20 protein-coding genes and 1 tRNA gene are annotated in these 17,055 nt (G+C 70.5%); 10 read left to right on the forward strand and 11 right to left on the reverse strand.

Features of this window, described 5'->3' with window-relative positions; translation table 11 throughout:
- Nucleotides 1-83: 83 nt before the first annotated feature.
- From E3328_RS03945 to E3328_RS03955, 3 genes are read left to right on the forward strand one after another with little or no spacing between them, the layout of a single operon-like run.
- Entirely contained in the window at nt 84-992 is a 909-nt protein-coding gene (locus E3328_RS03945) for a hypothetical protein (RefSeq protein WP_135363315.1), read from the forward strand.
- A gap of 45 nt (nt 993-1,037) precedes the next feature.
- Nucleotides 1,038-1,676: a hypothetical protein gene (locus tag E3328_RS03950; protein WP_135363316.1), complete on the forward strand. Its 639-nt coding sequence runs from the start codon at nt 1,038-1,040 to the stop codon at nt 1,674-1,676.
- Between the two features lie 55 nt (nt 1,677-1,731).
- On the forward strand, nt 1,732-2,664 hold the full coding sequence (locus E3328_RS03955) for a hypothetical protein (RefSeq protein ID WP_135363317.1): 933 nt from the start codon (nt 1,732-1,734) through the stop codon (nt 2,662-2,664).
- A gap of 86 nt (nt 2,665-2,750) precedes the next feature.
- On the opposite strand, the gene E3328_RS03960 is transcribed toward E3328_RS03955, so the two are convergent.
- The 4 genes from E3328_RS03960 to glmU all read right to left on the reverse strand — a co-directional run bounded on the left by E3328_RS03960 (nt 2,751) and on the right by glmU (nt 6,220).
- Complete coding sequence (locus tag E3328_RS03960; protein ID WP_135363318.1) at nt 2,751-3,995, reverse strand: mandelate racemase/muconate lactonizing enzyme family protein; 1,245 nt, start codon at nt 3,993-3,995, stop codon at nt 2,751-2,753.
- A 162-nt stretch (nt 3,996-4,157) separates the two neighbouring features.
- On the reverse strand, nt 4,158-4,694 hold the full coding sequence (locus tag E3328_RS03965; protein ID WP_246022878.1) for a response regulator transcription factor: 537 nt from the start codon (nt 4,692-4,694) through the stop codon (nt 4,158-4,160).
- 47 nt (nt 4,695-4,741) lie between these two features.
- On the reverse strand, nt 4,742-4,924 hold the full coding sequence (locus tag E3328_RS03970; RefSeq protein WP_135363319.1) for a DUF7576 family protein: 183 nt from the start codon (nt 4,922-4,924) through the stop codon (nt 4,742-4,744).
- A 111-nt stretch (nt 4,925-5,035) separates the two neighbouring features.
- A complete protein-coding gene (gene glmU / locus E3328_RS03975) occupies nt 5,036-6,220 on the reverse strand; it encodes a bifunctional sugar-1-phosphate nucleotidylyltransferase/acetyltransferase (protein WP_135363320.1) in 1,185 nt (394 codons plus the stop codon).
- A 171-nt stretch (nt 6,221-6,391) separates the two neighbouring features.
- Here glmU and E3328_RS22460 point away from each other — a divergent pair, with 171 nt between their 5' ends.
- From E3328_RS22460 to E3328_RS03995, 4 genes are all read left to right on the forward strand, one after another.
- On the forward strand, nt 6,392-6,865 hold the full coding sequence (locus tag E3328_RS22460; RefSeq protein ID WP_246022880.1) for a DUF7344 domain-containing protein: 474 nt from the start codon (nt 6,392-6,394) through the stop codon (nt 6,863-6,865).
- A 102-nt stretch (nt 6,866-6,967) separates the two neighbouring features.
- The gene (locus E3328_RS03985; protein ID WP_135363321.1) at nt 6,968-7,756 is read left to right on the forward strand and encodes a GTP cyclohydrolase III; all 789 of its coding nucleotides are present in this window, start codon (nt 6,968-6,970) and stop codon (nt 7,754-7,756) included.
- A 110-nt stretch (nt 7,757-7,866) separates the two neighbouring features.
- The gene (locus E3328_RS03990; protein ID WP_135363322.1) at nt 7,867-8,460 is read left to right on the forward strand and encodes a CBS domain-containing protein; all 594 of its coding nucleotides are present in this window, start codon (nt 7,867-7,869) and stop codon (nt 8,458-8,460) included.
- 231 nt (nt 8,461-8,691) lie between these two features.
- The gene (locus tag E3328_RS03995; RefSeq protein WP_135363323.1) at nt 8,692-10,071 is read left to right on the forward strand and encodes an ABC transporter substrate-binding protein; all 1,380 of its coding nucleotides are present in this window, start codon (nt 8,692-8,694) and stop codon (nt 10,069-10,071) included.
- Between the two features lie 33 nt (nt 10,072-10,104).
- Here E3328_RS03995 and E3328_RS04000 read toward each other — a convergent pair whose 3' ends face one another.
- The 4 genes from E3328_RS04000 to E3328_RS04015 are packed head-to-tail and all read right to left on the reverse strand — an operon-like array spanning nt 10,105 to nt 14,561.
- Nucleotides 10,105-10,911 (reverse strand): ABC transporter ATP-binding protein, encoded by an 807-nt coding sequence (locus E3328_RS04000; protein WP_246022882.1) that lies wholly within the window; start codon nt 10,909-10,911, stop codon nt 10,105-10,107.
- Nucleotides 10,908-11,831: an ABC transporter ATP-binding protein gene (locus tag E3328_RS04005; RefSeq protein ID WP_135363324.1), complete on the reverse strand. Its 924-nt coding sequence runs from the start codon at nt 11,829-11,831 to the stop codon at nt 10,908-10,910. The genes E3328_RS04000 and E3328_RS04005 overlap by 4 nt, the downstream gene beginning before the upstream one ends.
- Nucleotides 11,824-13,290, reverse strand: a complete 1,467-nt coding sequence (locus E3328_RS04010; RefSeq protein ID WP_135363325.1) for a branched-chain amino acid ABC transporter permease — start codon at nt 13,288-13,290, stop codon at nt 11,824-11,826. The genes E3328_RS04005 and E3328_RS04010 overlap by 8 nt, the downstream gene beginning before the upstream one ends.
- Nucleotides 13,287-14,561, reverse strand: coding sequence for a branched-chain amino acid ABC transporter permease (locus tag E3328_RS04015; RefSeq protein ID WP_135363326.1), 1,275 nt, complete (start codon nt 14,559-14,561; stop codon nt 13,287-13,289). The genes E3328_RS04010 and E3328_RS04015 overlap by 4 nt, the downstream gene beginning before the upstream one ends.
- 255 nt (nt 14,562-14,816) lie before the next feature.
- Between E3328_RS04015 and E3328_RS04020 the strand changes: the two genes are divergently transcribed.
- Entirely contained in the window at nt 14,817-15,299 is a 483-nt protein-coding gene (locus E3328_RS04020) for a GNAT family N-acetyltransferase (protein ID WP_135363327.1), read from the forward strand.
- A gap of 11 nt (nt 15,300-15,310) precedes the next feature.
- Nucleotides 15,311-15,384, forward strand: a tRNA-Thr gene (locus tag E3328_RS04025).
- 53 nt (nt 15,385-15,437) lie between these two features.
- Here the strand turns inward: E3328_RS04025 and E3328_RS04030 are convergent.
- Nucleotides 15,438-15,623 (reverse strand): HEWD family protein, encoded by a 186-nt coding sequence (locus E3328_RS04030; RefSeq protein WP_135363328.1) that lies wholly within the window; start codon nt 15,621-15,623, stop codon nt 15,438-15,440.
- A 215-nt stretch (nt 15,624-15,838) separates the two neighbouring features.
- Between E3328_RS04030 and E3328_RS04035 the strand changes: the two genes are divergently transcribed.
- Nucleotides 15,839-15,982: a rubrerythrin-like domain-containing protein gene (locus E3328_RS04035; protein ID WP_135363329.1), complete on the forward strand. Its 144-nt coding sequence runs from the start codon at nt 15,839-15,841 to the stop codon at nt 15,980-15,982.
- 36 nt (nt 15,983-16,018) lie between these two features.
- Here the strand turns inward: E3328_RS04035 and E3328_RS04040 are convergent, their stop codons facing one another.
- Both E3328_RS04040 and E3328_RS04045 read right to left on the reverse strand, forming a co-directional pair.
- Entirely contained in the window at nt 16,019-16,480 is a 462-nt protein-coding gene (locus E3328_RS04040) for a DUF7992 family protein (RefSeq protein ID WP_135363330.1), read from the reverse strand.
- 117 nt (nt 16,481-16,597) lie between these two features.
- Nucleotides 16,598-17,050, reverse strand: coding sequence for an acyl-CoA thioesterase (locus tag E3328_RS04045; RefSeq protein WP_135363331.1), 453 nt, complete (start codon nt 17,048-17,050; stop codon nt 16,598-16,600).
- Nucleotides 17,051-17,055 lie beyond the last annotated feature (5 nt).

The raw sequence follows: 17,055 nt of genomic DNA on the forward strand, positions 1-17,055 counted from the left end.
TCGGTGGCCGGCCCGACCGAATCCCGTGACGCGCCCGCACACCGCCCGAAGACACTTCGGCCCGCCGCCGGTACGCCCCGGCGATGACGACCGGCGAGCGGACGGGGGAGGGGACCGACTGGGAACCGACCCACGAGATCGTCTCCACGGGCGACCTCGCCGACGAGGTCGCGGCCGACACGCGCCTGGTCGCCGTCGCCTGTGAGCTCGGCGATCGGGCGTTCCTGACGATGGCGACCGACGACGTGGGCGACCGGAGCCCCCACACCCAGCGGATACTCGACGGGCGACTCGACCGGGTGGACGACGACGCGGACCGCGACCGGGTAGACGACGGGGCAGACCTCGACCGGGCGGACGCCACGTTCGGCGGCCCGACCTGGCGAGCGACACTTCCGGACGAGGCCGACGCGCTGGTACGCGCCCTGACGGTCGCGGACCCCGAGGCCGACGGCCCGCTCGGCGAAGCGCACTGGCGCCGCTGGGACGTACAGCGAGTCGCGGTTCACCGCGACGGGCGGCCGGTCTATCGCTCGGTCCCGCACCACTCGCGGTTCGAACTCGACGCGGCGGAACTGCCTGCGTTCACCGACCGGGCGCGCGAGCGCCTCGCCGACCTGCCCTGTGCCGTCGTCCCGACGGGCCCGGTCGCCACCTGGGGCGACGACGGCGAGGTCAACCACCGGGCGATCCGGTTCGAGACCGGATCGGGCGTCTCGCTGGAGCACGTGCGCCGCGTCGCCGTCGACCGCGACCGCCGAGAACTCGTCGTCGACTGGGAACCCGTCGGCGAGCGCGTCGAACGCGAGCCCAGCCGGGTGCTCCGCGGCGTGTTGCGGGCGTTCGCGTGGGCGGTCGACCGCCTCGGCGGCTCGGCGGACCCGCCCCGGCGGCTGTCGTTCGCCGACGGCGACGAGTTCCGACGGGCGGTCGCGGGGATCGAGACCGCCCGCGAGCGGGTGGGGTACGACTTCGAGGTCGTCGAGATGTGACGGGATGGCGCCAGTCTTTACAACCGGAGCCGCCCGAGTAGCCGCATGGTCAACGTCAGGGATCCGGAGTCGCTCCGGGACGAGCCGGGGGTCGACTTCCGCGAGCAGGAGCAGGTCGTCGACGCCGAGGAGTTCGAGCAGGCCGTCGAGGGCGCGGAGAACCAGAGCGGCCTCGTCGTCGTCGCGGTCACCGACGACCGCGAGCGGCTGTTGCTGGTCGACTCCGAGTGGGTCGACGGGTGGACGCTCCCCAACGGCCCGGTCGGCGCCGACGAGGACTGGGCGGTCGCCGCCGACCGCTGGAGCGAGGACGCGCTCAGTTTCCCCGTCCAGATCGAACAGCCCGAACTGGTCATCCGCACGGAGACGCGCGCCGAGGGCGGGTCCGAGAGCGTCGTCGGCTACACGGTCGCGTTCACCGGCTCGCTGATCCCCGCGATGGGCGGCCCGGGCGGCATGGGCCCCGGCGGCCCGCCGCCGGGCGTCGGTCCCGACGGGAAGAAAGCCCCGGACGGCGAGGAGGCTCCGGAGGGTCAGGGCCCGCCAGCGGGCGGCCCCAGCGGGCCGCCCGGCGGCCCCGGCGCCGGTCCCATCGCCTCGAACCCCAACCTCGACTGGTTCGACGGGGTTCCCGAGGAGGTCGCACCGGGCCACGACGCGCTCGTGCGGTACTTCCTCGGCTGACCGGTCGAGTGGACCCCGCCGGAAGACACTTGCCGTCGGTCGCCGACCCTGGGGTGTGCGGATCGACGCGACCGCGGCCGAACGGTTTCTCGCCTCCCTCGACGGCGAGGTCCCGCTGGAGCGGGTCTGGGAGCACGACGCCTACGACGTGGTCCGCGAACACGCGGACCTGCTCGGTCGAGATATCGCGCGCGAGGACGTGGAGCGGGGGCTCTCCGGCGAGGACACCGCGTTCTCCGGGGTGGCGGACCTGCCGAAGAACCGCGACCGGGTCCGCAGCCTGCTGGAACGGGTCCGATCGAACGAGGCGGCCTGGACCGAGCGGATCGAGGCCGCTCTGAAACGGGTCGCCCCGGACGAAGACCACACGGACGTGACGGTGTTCCTCGGGATCGGCTACGACTACGGGACGGGGGTCGGCGGGGAACGTGGCGCCTACCTGAACCTGCACGCACCGCTGTTCCGCGGCGCGCCGCGGGAGGTGCTCTACACCGCGGCTCACGAGTGTTCGCACGTCCTTCACGAGCGGGTCCACCGCTCGCGGCGCGCGCTCGGCCCCGACTCGTTCGAGGACCCGGCCGGCCAGCGGACCGTCTTCGACACGGTCGTCCACACCGAGGCGTTCGCGACGTACACGCCGATCCCACTGCGTCGCGCGGACAATGGCGCGGATGAGAGCGCGAGCGAGCACGACAACCCCGTCGCCGAGGACTACGCCGTGCTCTCCGACGACGACCGGCTGGCCGAGCTCGTGGCGACCTACGACGCCCTGCGCGGATCGCTCGGGGAGTCCGCCGTCCCGCGGGACCGTCTGTTCACACACCTGTTCGGCGGGCAGCGGCTGCCCTATCGCGTCGGAACGGCGATCCTGACTGGCCTCGAAGCCGTCCGCGGGATCGAGGCGGTCCGCGAGGCGTTCTACTGCGACCCGACCGAGTTCACCACCGAGTACGACTGGGTGCTCGACGAGTACCGGTCCGACGCGTGAACGTAGAATCCCGGAGGCGATCGAGTCCGACGAGCCTTACGCCTCGTCGAACACTGCTGAGCGAAGCTCAGCAAGCCCGATCCGGCTCACTGAGCCGGATCGAACAGCGTCTCGCCTTCGACCATGTGCTCCTCGACGGTATCGAGGTCCAGCGTGACGCCGAGGCCGTTCTCCTCGGGCACCTTCATGTAGCCGTCCTCGATGAGGCCGTCCTCCTCGACGAGGTCCTCCCACCAGTCGAGTTCGTAGGAGTGGTACTCGACGGCCAGGGAGTTCGGCACCGAGGCGCCGACGTGGGCGCTCGCGACCGTTCCGACGGGCGAGGAGACGTTGTGCATCGCCACGGGGACGTAGTACTGGTTGGCCACGTCGGCGATCTTCCGCGTCTCGCGCATCCCGCCGATCTTCGGCATGTCCGGCGCGACGATGTCGACGGCCTGTTCCTCGATGAGCCGGCGGTGCTCGGTGACCCGGTAGCGGTTCTCCCCGACGGTGATGGGGGTGGTCGTCGAGTCGGTGACCTTCTCCTGGACTTCGAGGTTCTCCGGCGGGACGGGGTCTTCGAGCCACCACACGTCGTAGTCGTCGATGGCCTCGGCCAGCCGCTCGGCGGAGTTGCCCGAGAACGTCCAGTGGCAGTCGAAGGCCACGTCGGCCCGATCCTTGACCCGCTCGGTCACCTTCTCGACGATCTCGGCCTTGTGGCGGATCTCGCCGGGCCGGAGGTGGCGGTTGGCCCGGTCTTTCTCGTGGCCCGAGGGCACGTCGAGGTCGAACTTCAGGGCGTCGTAGCCCAGCTCCTCGACGACGCGCTCGGCCTCGTCGGCGCAGGCGTCGGGGTCGGCCTCCTCCTCGGTGTGGCAGTCGCAGTAGACCCGCATCTCGTCGCGGTACTTGCCGCCGAGCAGCTGGTAGGCGGGCACCTCGATGATCTTGCCGGCGAGGTCGTGCAGCGCGACCTCGATGCCGGAGATGGCCGAGACGGTGACGCCCTCGACGGATCCCTCGCCGGACATCTTCTGGATGAGGTGCTCGTAGAGGCGGTCGATATCGAGGGGGTTTTCGCCGATGAGGAACGGCGTCATCCGCTCGATCAGCTCGGGGATGCCCGCGCCCCAGTAGGCCTCGCCGGTGCCGACGAGCCCCGCGTCGGTGTACACCCGCACCAGCGTCCACGGGAAGTTCCCGTCGACCATCGTCGTCTGTACGTCCGTGATCTCCACGTCTCGGCCGCCGCCGCGTCTGGCCGTGGTACCCATCGTCTCCGCGGACAGTTCCCGCATCGTGTACTCCGCGTTCGGGTCGTGGAGGTCTCTGTAGTCGCGTCCCATGTCGGCGGCTACTTGTGGACCCTACTAAAGTGTGGAGGAAACGCCGACGCTCCGTTCGGCTCTCCGAAACGAATCGGATCCCGGGTCGGCCGAACGGAACGCGGGTGCCGCCGGCTCGTCCGGACGGACCGCCTCGGGTCAGCCAGGCGGCCCCCGGCGCAGTCAGTCCTCGGCGTCGGGGTCGGCGCCGCCCTCGATCCGGCTCTCCAGGTCGTCGAGGCGGTCGAGCAGTCGCTGGTACTCCTCGCTGTCCTCGAGTTCGGCCGGGTTCTTCTCGACCCGGAGGGTGGCGACCTTCGCCGAGAGGGCGTGGTACTCCCGGACGACGGCGCGCTTGTCGAGCCGGTTGACCGTCTCGGCGACGACCGACTGCAGTTCCGGCCCCTCGACGGGCTTGAGCAGGTAGTCGTCGAACCCCATGTCGACGATGTCGAAGCCGGGGTCGACGGCTGTCACCATCACCACCCCGCAGTCGATGTCCCGGCCACGGATGCGTTCGAGGACCTCGCGCCCCGACAGGCCGTGCATCCGGCGGTCGAGCAACACCACGTCCACCTCGTCGGTCACCAGTTCGAGCGCCGACTCGCCGTCGTAGGCGGTCAGCACGTCGTAGAACTCGCCCAGCTGGCTCGCGTACACGTCGGCGACCGCCTCGTCGTCGTCGACGACCAGCACGGTCGCTACCCCCCCTCGGACCATGTTTCGCAGTTGGCGGGTACCCGATTTAGAACTTTATATCCGACGGGTCAGCCGGTCCACTCCGCGCGGTGGGCCTCGCTGCAGAAGTGCGTCGTCTCGACCTGGCCGTCGTCGACGCGCGTGACGACCCGGTGGTCGGGGTCCTGTACCAGCGCCGCGCCGCAGACGGCGCACGTCGGCGCCTCCTCCTCGGATACGTCTTCGTTGAGATCGGACGTGGGGTCGACCATCGTGTCCGACCCGTGTGTACGGACCCACTTAACCGCATACATCGACGCCGGCCCGGAGAGCCACGCGGCGGGTCCGGCACACGCGCTCCGTTCCCGGGCCTACACCGCCGCTCAGCGGTCCCGCGTCACGGACTCGCCGGGCGTCGTCGTCGCGCCGGCGGAGAGTCGCACGCCGGGGTTGAGGCTCGTGTTGATCCCGGTCTTGACGCCGTCGCCGGCGACGACCCCGAACTTCCGGCGGCCGGTCGAGACGCGCTCGCCCTTGACGGTGAAGTACACGTCGCCGCCGTCGTGGCGGAGGTTCGCCACCTTCGTCCCCGCGCCGAAGTTCACGTCCCGGCCGAGCACGCTGTCGCCGACGTAGGAGTGGTGGGGGACGTGGGTGCCCGCCATTATCACGCTGTTTTTGACCTCCACGGCGTTGCCGACGTGTGTGTCCTCCCCGAGGAGCGTCGCGCCCCGGACGTAGGCGTTGGGCCCCACCTCGGCGCCCTCGCGGACCAGCGCCGGCCCCTCGACGACGACGCCCGCGTCGACGGTGGCGCCCTCCTCGACGACCACGTCGCCGCGGAGGTCTGCCGACTCGTGGACCTCCCCGCGCAGGTCGCGGTCGAGGTCGGCCAGTTTCCACTCGTTGGCCTCCAGCAGCTCCCAGGGGCGGCCACAGCCCAGCCAGCGCTCGACCTCGACGGTGCGGACGGAGCGCTCGTCGATGACCCGCGCGAGCACGTCGGTGATCTCGTGTTCGCCGCGCTCGCTCATCGGCACGTCCAGCCACTCGCGGGCCTCGGCCGGGAACCGGTAGGCGCCGACGTTGACGAGGTCGGTGGGCGGGTCCGCCGGCTTCTCGACGATGCCGGTGACGACGCCGTCTTCGACCTCGAAGACGCCGTAGCTGGTCGGGTCGTCGACGCGGTAGGTGCCGACGGCGGGGCCGTCGGCGTCGAGCAGCGCCGCGACGCTCCCGCGGTCGTAGAGGTCGTCGCCGTTGAGGACGACGAACGGCCCCTCCAGGTGCTCGCGCGCGCAGTCGACGGCGTGGGCGGTCCCGAGCTGCTCCTCCTGGACGGCGTACTCGACGGGGACGCCCCGGTACTCGTCGCCGAAGTACGCCCTGACCGCCTCGGCCTCGTAGCCGACCACGAGGACCAGCTCCGAGGCGCCGGCGTCGACGGCCGCGTCGGCGCCGTGGGCGACCAGCGGCCGGTCGGCGACCGGCAGCATCGGCTTGGGCAGCGACTCCGTCAGCGGACGCATCCGGGTACCCTCCCCGGCCGTCAGCAGGACGACTTGCATGTACGGAGTCGGTCGCCCGGACGGCCCATAGTGGTATCGACCGTCCCCGGAGCCGCGCCGGGTTCAGGCGCCGTATAACGACGTGGCTGCCCGTTCCGGGCCAGATTGTTGCGGTATGCTACCGCGACACATACTAAAGCGGGCAGCGCGTACGATCCGGGTCGAACGACCATGGTACGATCCGACGGCGCCGACGGCGACACGGAGGGGGCGACACCGGCGACAGACGGCGGTGAAACGGGTGATTCCACGGCGAGGGACGACACTGATCGACTCCCAGCGTCGGCGGTCGCGGACCTGCGCGCGAGCGAGCGGCGGCGGCGGGCGCTGGACTGTCTCGCCGAGCGGGCCGACCCGATCCCGGTTTCGGACCTGGCCAGACACGTCGTCGCCGTCGAGCGCGAAGAACCGGCCGACGCGGTCCCGGACGAGGCCGTCGACGAGGCCCGGCGGGACCTGTTCCAGCAGCACCTCCCGAAGCTGACCGCGACCGGCGTCGTGCGGTACGACTCGCTGGTCGGCACGGTCGAGCTGGCGGCGGCGGACCCGAGAGTCCTCGGCGACGACGGGGACGACGCCGACGAGGGCGATACCGACGAAGGCGATGCCGACGGGCGTACCGACGACCGCGTCGCGCCGGAGTGAGGCCCCAGCGGGACCACCGGCGCGGCTCGCTCCGACACGGCGCCGCACACGCGCGGCCGAACGGAAAGAGCAATACAGGCAGCTACCCAACCGGCGGGTACTGTGACGAACACGCAGGTAACGCACGTCCAGATCGACAACTACGGCCCCTGGACCGTCACGCCCGAGCCCCGGCGGGAGGTCGACCTCCAGACGCTGCAGTCGCGGCTGTACGCCGACCTCTCGCAGCTGGTCGGCAACCGCGGCGGCTACGTCTTCTTCTCGCGGTTCGACAACATGATCGCCGTCACGAACGGCCTCGACGAGGACGACCACGCGCTCATCCAGGAGTCCGTCGCCAACCGCTACCCGGTCACGATGAGCCTCAGCGTCGCCACGGGGACGACGCCCGCCGAGGCGCTCGGGACCGCCACGGAGGCCCTTCAGGAGGCCGGCAGCGCACAGGACAAGTCCCGCCGGGAGATCCTGCGCGGGCGCACTATCGACCAGGAGTTCCGGACCGACGAGGACGTGCAGATCGCCCACTTCGACGTGAACGACGCGACCGGCAAGTACACCGACGAGCTCAACGAGTTCGACACGTTCATCCAGATCGAACAGGGCTACGCCGAGCTGATGCGGTACATGCGGCGGGCCTACGACTCGCTGTCCTTCTTCGTCGGCGGCGACAACGTCATCGCCGTCTGCTCGGAGATGGACCCCGCGGAGTACCAGGACGCGGTCGACCACGTCCGCGAGGCGGTCGACGTGGAGCTCAAGGTCGGCGTCGGCCGCGGGGAACTCGCCCAGGAGGCGGGGATGGCCGCCAAACACGCGCTGGAGGAGTGTCGCGCGACCGGCGAGGACGTGCACGTCGACTGGGCCGCCGACGAGCCCGACCCCGCCGCCTGACCGGTCGATCCGGAGTCCTCGCTCGCCGGAACCGACCGCCGAAGTACGTCGCGTGCCGTCTTAAGCGTGGTGCAGGTAGCTTTTAGACGCAGTGTGGTAAACGTCCGCACATGCAACGAGACGCGAGCGTCCGGGAGGTGATGGACCGCGAGTTCGTCGGGGTCAGCGAGGGCGACGACCTCGGGGAGACGGCCGAGTTGATGCTGGAGGAGGGGGTCGACAGCGCCGTCGTCCTGCGGGGAACGGACCCCGTCGGGGTCGTCACCGAGCGGGACGCGCTGGCGGCGTTCGTCGACCGCGAGGGCGACCCGCCGACCGCCGCGGAGGCGATGACCGACGAGGTGCCGACGGTCCCGCCGGACCTGACCATCGCCGAGGCGGCCGACCGGCTGTCCGCGGGGTCGACCCAGCGCGTGCTCGTCTCCGACGGCGACGAACCGCTCGGCGTCCTGACCGAGCGGGACCTGCTGACCGCCTCGCCGTTCGCACCGACCGCGAGCGAGGCCGCGCCGACCGACCGCGAGCGGGCGGTCGCCGGCGTCACCCAGGGCCGGGGCGAGCAGGGGGTCGAGCCGGCGGACTCGCGACGGGGCGACGACTCGCGCTTCGAGGACCAGTCGCTGTGCGAGGCCTGCGGGTCGCTCTCGCGGGAGCTGTCGACGTTCAACGGTCAGCTGCTCTGCCCGGACTGTCGGGATATCTGACGCGGCCGCCCCCGGACGAACGTGGCGCGGCCACCCGCCTGGGGCGCCCTCGGCGGGTAAGCGCACGTTACATGAGCGTTTTCTGGTACCTTCGACGCCCGCAGATCGACCGGGCGACTTTCGCGTATCTTCCAGCGGTGTGACGGACGTTTCCGACGCTCGCAACCCGGCTGGAACGTGACAGGTCGTGGGACACCTTTATAGTGACTGGTTGACAAGGCACACAGTGAGATGTCTCGCAAGATACGTCGACGGAAGGTGCTCAGGGGACTGGGTGTCGCGGGTGTCGCGGGCCTGGCCGGGTGTGCGCAGGCGGGCGAGGACACCCCGACGGAGGGTGACGACGGCGACGGCGGTGACGGCGGTGACGGCGGCGACGGCGGTGACACGCCGGAGTCGACCCCGACCGAGACGCCCGAACCGGAGGAGACGGAAGCCACGGGCGGCGACGGCGGGGACGGCCCCGAGTCCCGGACGATCAGGCTGGGGATCCTGATGGGCGTGACCGGCCAGCTGTCGGACCTGGGCCCGCCGATCCGTCAGGCCGCGGAGCTGGCGGCCGACTACATGGACGAGGAGAGCGACACGTTCGCGGTCGACTACCAGTTCGAGGACACCGCGACGGACCCGAACACGGGGATCTCGGCCGCCGAGTCGCTCGTCTCGGCGGGCTATCCGATGATCGCCGGCGCGCTGTCCTCGACGGTGACCATCCAGACGGCCAACAACGTGGCGGTCCCGAACGGCGTCGTGGAGTGTTCGCCCGCGAGCACGTCGCCGGCGATCACGGACCTGGAGGACAACGGCTACCTCTACCGGACGACCCCGACGGACGCGCTGCAGGCCGAGGTGATGACCCAGATCGGCCGCGAACGGCTGGAGGCGTCGACGACATCGACGCTCGCGCTCAACAACGACTACGGACAGGGGCTGGCCGACGCCTACGTCTCCGCCTGGGAGGACGCCGGCGGCACCGTCCAGCAGGAGGTCAGCTTCGAGCCGGGCGCGGGGTCGTACACCTCGCAGCTGAGTTCGGCGCTGCAGGACCAGCCGGACCTGCTGATGATCGTCGGCTACCCGGACAGCGGGGTCCAGATCTTCCGGGACTTCTACAACGACTACTCGCAGGACTTCTGCGACGTCATCGTCCCGGACGGTCTCCAGAGCGGGAGCCTGCCGGGCGACGTGGGCAACTCGATGCGCAACGTCTGGGGGACGGCCCCGACCTCGACCGGTCCCGGCCGGGAGACGTTCGACTCGCTCTACCAGGAGGCCTACGACAGCGACCCCTCGGAGAGCCCGTTCACCGGCCAGTCGTTCGACGCCGTCGCCGTGCTCGCGCTCGCCAACGCCGCGGCCGGCGAGAACAGCGGCGAGGCGATCCGCGACCAGATGCAGGCGGTCGCCAACGAGGGCGGCGAGGAGGTCACGCCGGAGAACCTCGCCGAGGGGCTGGAGATGGCCGCCAGCGGCACCGAGGTCAACTACCAGGGCGCCTCCAGCGCCATCGAGTTCGACGACGTGGGCGACATCGCCGCCGCCACCTACCAGTTCTACCGCTACCAGGAGGGCGGCTTCGAGGTCATCGAGAACATCGACTACTCCGCCTGACGCGGCGGTCGCCGCCCCCGCTTTTCGCGCCGCTCACCCGCCGAGGAACTGCTGGCGCACGCTCTCGTCGGCCAGCAGCGCCTCGCCCGAGTCGACGAAGCGGTTCTCCCCCTGGACGAGGACGTACCCGCGGTCGCAGCGGCGCAGCGCCTCCTTGGCGTTCTGCTCGACCATCAGGACCGCCGTCCCCGCCTCGTTGATCGCGTCGATGCGGTCGAACAGGTCCTCGACCAGGTCCGGCGCGAGCCCCGCGGAGGGCTCGTCGAGGAGGAGGAGGTCGGGGTCGAGCATCAGCGCCCGGCCCATCGCGAGCATCTGCTGCTGGCCGCCCGACAGCGTCCCCGCCCGCTGGTCCTCTCGCTCCTCGAGGATCGGGAACCGGTCGTAGACCGCGTCCAGCGCCGCCTCGGGGAACTCGTCGCGGATGTACGCGCCCATCTCCAGGTTCTCCCGGACGGACAGGCCCGCGAAGACGTTCTCGCTCTGGGGGACGTACCCCAGGCCGTGGTGGACCATCGACTCCGGCGGCTCGTCGGTGATGTCCGCGCCGTCGAAGGTGACCGACCCGCCGAAGACGTTGGTCAGCCCGAAGACGGACTTCATCACCGTCGACTTGCCGGCGCCGTTCGGGCCGACGACGGTGACGTACTCGCCGTCGTCGACGTCCAGGTCCACGTCGGTCAGGATCTGCAGGTCGCCGTAGCCGGCGTCGAGCCCTCTGACCGCAAGCAGCGGGTCGTCGAGCGTCGCCGCCTCCTCCGCGCTCGTCGCGGTCGCGTCGCTCGCCCCCGACCCGGCCGCGAGGCCGTCGCCGTCGCCGCGATCCCCGGCGCCGCTCATATGTCCTCCCCCAGGTAAGCGTCGACGACGCGTTCGTTCGTGCGGATCTCGGCGGGCGTCCCCTCGGCGAGGACCCGGCCCTGGTGCATGACGATGACGTGTTCGCAGTGTTCCATGATGAGGTCCATGTCGTGTTCGACCAGCAGGAAGGTCAGTCCCTCCTCGCGCAGCTCGTGGACGCGGTCGAGCAGCTTCTCCTCCAGCGTCGGGTTGACGCCGGCGAAGGGCTCGTCCAGCAGTAGCATCGACGGGTCGAGCATCAGCGCCCGCGCGAGCTCCAGCAGCTTCCGCTGGCCGCCGCTGAGGTTGCCGGCGTACTCCTCGGCGAGGTGGTCGATCTCGAACAGCTCCAGGGTCTCCCACACCGCCTCGCGCAGCTCCCGTTCCTCCTCGCGGACCCGCCCGCGCAGGCCGGGCGCGACCGCGTTGACCAGCTTCTCGCCCGACTGGTCCCGCGGGGCGAGCATCAGGTTCTCCAGCACGGTCATCTCCTCCAGCTCGCGGGCGATCTGGAAGGTCCGGACGAGCCCCTTGTCGGCGATCTCGGCCGTCCGGCGGCCGGTGATCTCCCGTCCTTCGAACGCCACCCGCCCGCCGTCGGGGTCGTGGACGCCGGTGACCAGGTCGAACGTCGTCGACTTACCCGCGCCGTTCGGCCCGATGAGCCCCGTCAGCGTACCGCGTTCGACGGAGAAGGAGGCCCCGTCGACGGCGTCGATGCCGCCGAAGCGCTTCGAGAGGTCCTCGACGACCAGCGAGGCGTCCGCCGGGTCGAGCCCGTCGCGCTCGGCGCTCTCGGGCGTCGCCGACTCGGCGTCTCCGGTGTCGGCGTCCGCGGCGGCCCCGTCGGTCCCCGCGGCAGTGCCACCGGACGCCTCCGCCGTCTCGGCCGCGTCGGCGGTCGGGCGGTCGTCACTCATCCCCCTCACCTCCGCTGGAGCCGTCGTCCCTCTCGCCGGTTGGTTCGCCTCCATCGTCCAGTCCACCGCCGTCGGCCGCGGGCCGGGCGGCCTCGCCGCCGGGTCGGCCGCCGCGGTCGGCGAGGTCGACGCTCGCGGCGACCTCCTTGCGGTGGCCGAGCAGGCCGGTCGGCCGCCGCTGCATCAGGACGATCAGGACGACGCCGACGAGGACGAACCGCAGCGACGGGACGTTCTGGACCGTGTAGGCGAAGAGTGGTCCGAAGTCCAGCGACCCGACCGGGCCGAGGGCGCCGGCGAACGTGCTCGGCGCGTCGCCGCCGACGAAGTACTTCGTGAAGACGGCGGCGACCTGCTGGGGGCCCAGAAAGAGCAGGCTGGCGAAGAGGGCGCCGCCGAGGACGCTCCCGGTGTTCGAGCCGGCGCCGCCGATCATCAGCGCGATGAAGATGTAGAACGTCTGGATCGGCAGGAACGTCGTCGACGTGGGGTCGGTGAAGCCCTTCTGGGTCTCCCAGAGGATCCCGCCGAGGCCCATCAGCGCGCAGCCGACCATGAACACCTTCACCTTGAACAGCCGGGTGTCCTTGCCCAGCGAGTTGGCGACGAGTTCGTCCTCGCGGATGGCCTTCAGGACCCGGCCGAACGGCGAGTTGCCGATCCGGCGGAGCAGCCAGTAGAACAGGGCGACGAACGCGAGCAGGACGGCGGTGTACGCCAGCGAGACGACGACGGTCTCCCTGACGCCGGCGGCCCCGAACGCCGAGATGACGGCCTCGCCGAGGGCCGTCCGCCCCCCGCTGGCCGGGTTCGTCGGGTTCGTGTAGAACAGCGACTTGACCGGGATCGTCGGGTTGATCGGGATGTTGATCCCGCGGCCGGCGCCGCTGCCCAGCGGAACCTCGGGGAGGAAGGGGACGTTCGCGAACAGGGTGAACTGCTGGAACGTCGTCGACAGCAGCGACAGGCGGACGATCTCGGAGAACGCGACCGTGACGATGGCGAGGTAGTCCGCCCGGAGGCGCAGCGCCGGCAGGGAGACGACGGCGCCGGCGACGGCGGCCGCCAGCATCCCGCCGACGACGCCGATCCACAGCGGGAGACCGAGGCCCGGCGGATTTCCGCCGGTCGGGGCTGTGATCGCGGCGAACGTGTAGACGCCGACGGCCATGAAGCCCGCGACGCCGATGTTGAACAGGCCGGCGTAGCCCCAGTGGAGGTTCAGGGCGAGGACGAGCATCGCGTACAGCGCCGTCCAGAAGGTGACCCGCTGGAGCACGGCGACGACGCCGCCCACGCCCTGGGAGGGGCCGAGGATAGCGAACACCGTGAACAGCACGTAGATGCCGGCCATGACGAGGGCGATCAGCCCGGCGTCGCCCTCGCGCAGTTCGGCCCTGAGGCGGTCGACTGCGCCCGCTCCCGCGGTCGCGGTCGACGCGCCGTCCGTCCCGCTCATGCGGTGGTCACCCCCCCGAAGAGGCCGTCCGGCCGTATCACGAGCACGAGGATCATGATCGCGAACGCCGCCGCCGTCGAGAACGACGACGGGATCCACACCAGCGAGACGGACTGGGTGAGCCCGATGAGCAGGCCGCCGACGATCGCGCCGTAGATCGACCCGATCCCGCCGAGGATGACGGCGGCGAAGATCAACAGCAGCAGCACCCAGCCGAGGTTGTACGACAGCGTCCCCTGTTCCAGCGCCATCAGGTAGCCGGCGGCGCCCGCGAGGCCGCCGCCGATGATCCACGTCGCGCGGACGACGCGTTCGGTCGGAATGCCCGTGACGCGCGCCAGGTCCTCGTTGTCGGCCATCGCGCGCATCGCCTTGCCGAGTTTCGTCCGCTGGAGCGTGAGGTGCAGCGCGACCATCAGCGCCAGCGACGTGGCGACCAGCGTCGCCTCGGCGCTGGTGACCGAGAGGATCTCGGCGGTGTAGCTGCCGAACGCCGGTCCCGGCAGTTCGACGTAGAAGGCGTCCGCTGGCGGACCGCCGTCGCTCGCGAGGATGATCGTCGACCGCTCGGTCGCCAGCGCGAGCTTTCCGCTCACCCCCGCGAGGATCAGTTTCGGGCCGCCGGCGGTCAGCCCGCGGTTGCTCGCGCCGAAGACGAAGACGATCAGGTACCGCAGCGCCAGCGCGACGCCGATGCTCGCGATCAGCACGGCGATCCCGCTCTGGTCGCGCATCGGCCGGAAGACCAGTCGGTCGAGGACGAGCGAGACGGCGACCGTCACGACCACCGCGACGACGAGCCCGCCGACCACCGCCAGCGGGTTGCCCACCGCGTTGACCGACAGGTCCGCGGCGCTGGGGCCCTCGGGGCCGAACCCGACCGTCGCGAGGTAGAGGAAGTTGCCGTCGAGGACGCCGGCGCCGAGCCCGGCGACCACCCACGCGACGGCCCAGCCGGCGAACGCGCCGGTCGTGATGTAGTCGCCGTGGGCGAAGTTCGCGAAGCTCAGGATGCTGTAGGTCATCGACAGGCCGATCCCCGCCAGCCCGATCCCCAGGCCGACGACGACGCCGTCCCAGACCAGCGTCACCAGCCGGCTCGCGGCCAGCGTCCCCCCGAGGAGTTTCACCGACCCGACCGCCACCTCCACCCCGAAGACCTTCAGCAGGAGGTCGACGCCGAGCCCGACGAGGAACAGCCCGAACAGCGCCGTCTTCGGCCGCTCGGCGACCTCCAGCCGGAGGGCGGCGACGCGCTCAGCGGTCGCCATGGCTCGACTGTGGCGTCCCCCGCCCGGTCGTCTTCCGCTCGGTCGTCTCCCGCCCGGCCGGTCCCCGTTCGCGCGACGGACGCGACGCCGCGGCTCCCTCGGCTCCCACCAGCCGTTCCCGACCCGAACCCGAGTCCCGGATCGTGTGGTTAGCAAACATACCTTACAGGCAGTGGAGACGCGGAGGGGATAAAACTCTTCGACGCCTGCCGGCCGAAAACCTTAGTCGGTCGCCCTCCACCACCCGACCACCGGATGGAGATCGAGCTCGCCTCGGTGGCACAGGCCGAGACCGTCACCGACCTGTGGGTCGCCCTCGCCGAGGAGCAGACCCAGCACGACTCGCACGTCCTCGGGGAGCGCAACCGGAGTTCGGTCGCCGACGAGCTGGCCCGCCACGCCGTCACCGACCGCCTCGTCGTCGCCACCGACGACGGCGCCGTCGTCGGCTTCGTCATGTTCACGCTCGACCGCGGCAGCTACGAGATGGACGTGACCCAGGGCGTCGTCGAGAACCTCTACGTCGTCCCCGAGCGCCGCGACGAGGGGATCGGCGGCGAGTTGCTCGACACCGCCGAGCGGCGGCTCGGATCGCTCGGCGCCGACACGGTCACGCTGGAGGCGATGGCCGACAACCTCGCCGCCCGGCGGTTCTACCGCCGCCACGGCTACGACAGCCACCGCGTCCAGCTGGAGAAACCGCTGGAAACCGATACCCACTCAAAGGAGGGCGAGTAAGTCCCACCCGCGCCAGGGGAGCTTGGGTGGTTCAAGCACTCGACTTGTAATCGAGACTCCCGGGGTTCAAATCCCTGCCCTGGCTTCTCCCGTTCCGACGAAAACCGGCGAACGGCCGCTACCGATCGAACCGACCGTTCAGGCGCCCTCTTCGAGCGGGTTGTACGCGCCGTTGATGTCCCACTCGTGGAGGCAGTAGGGGTCGCCGGTGAGGCGCTCGCCGTTTTCCTCGACGACCGTCCAGGTGCCGGAGTCGTCGTCCCAGGTGTCGGTTCGGCCGCATCGCTCGCACTCGCGTTCCCTCGGGGGGACGATGGTTGTCATACACCACTCTCTGTCGTGGGGGGTAATGAATCTCGTGGGCTCGGACCGGATCCCGGAGTCGGCGACACCGCGATCGGATCGCGGGCTGCTGACCGCTGGTGCCGTCGAGGGCCGACTGCGATACGTGACTGGACGGATGCGACCCTGAAACGGAATTATACTCCTAGAAGTTCCTTCCAGGAACGCTTTTCGTGACGAGCGTTCACATATTTCGTATGTTCAGTGAGGATCCGTACACAGCGGAGAAGTCCCGATACGAGTGCGTCGAGTGTCTGCACAGGGTGACGACCGACGGGACCGTCGGCGCCTGCCCGGAGTGTGGCGGCCGGATGAGGAACGTCGCGGTCCCGCGGGAGTGAAACCGGACGGACGGGGCGGACCGGGCGCGCTGTGAGCTACTCCTCGAAGTCGGGGAGGTCGTCGGGGGCCTCGTACTCGGTCTCCCACTCGATGTAGTCGTCCTTGAGCACGTCGCAGACCTCCTGGCCGAGTTCGGTCAGCCCGGCGTTGATGGCCGAGACGGTCCCCCACGAGTCCAGGTCCGGGTGGATGTCCATCTGCTTCCAGTCCTCCGGGAGCCCGGGGGCGTGGTAGCCGACCCGCTCGGCGTAGGAGTCCCAGAAGAAGTCGAACCGCTCGAACAGGTCCAGGTCGGCGACGATCTGATAGTCCCCGGCGCTCATCGACGCGTCGGCGGCCCAGTTCTCGAAGGCCCGCTCCCAGGCGCCCTCGCGGAGGTACTCCTCGATCTCGTCGCGGCGGTAGTCGGTGTCGTCGACCACCTGCGCGTCCTCGTACTCGTTGGGGTCGATGGTCTCCAGTTCCGGCGGGTCCGGCGGGTCGACGTCGAGAGTCATGCTCCGGGATAGGCGGGGCCGGCGGATAAGTCCACGTGCATCGGCGGATCGGGTCGACCTGCAGTCGTCGACGCCACCCGGGCGCCGTCGTCGGTAGACCGTCGCAACCGGGGCGACTCAGGCCGTGCTGTCCTTGTTGTCGCCGTTGAGCGCCTCCTCCCGGAGTCGCCGGCCCTCGTCGGTGGCGACGGTGAGGTCGGGCACTTCGACGGGCTCGCGGTCGTCGTCGATGGCGACGTAGACGGAGAAGGATTCGGTGGTGAGTTCGCGCTCGCCCGAGCGGGGGTTCTCGCGGAAGACGCGCAGGCGGACGCGGACGCTGGAGCGGCCGGTCTCGTAGACGTAGGCCTCGACGAGGGCCGTCTCGCCGACGGGGATGGGCTGTTTGAAGTCGACCTGGTCCATCCGGGCGGTGACGCAGTCGCGGCCGGCGAAGCGCATGGCGGCCATCGCACCCACCTCGTCCATCCACTTGAGCACGTTCCCGCCGTGGGTGGTCCCCAGGGAGTTGGCGTGGTTGGGCTGGACCATCCAGCGGTTCTCCAGAAACGTGTCCATCAGGTCTGGCATCGACG

Source organism: Halosimplex halophilum, from assembly GCF_004698125.1.
GTDB classification, from domain to species: Archaea; Halobacteriota; Halobacteria; order Halobacteriales; family Haloarculaceae; genus Halosimplex; species Halosimplex halophilum.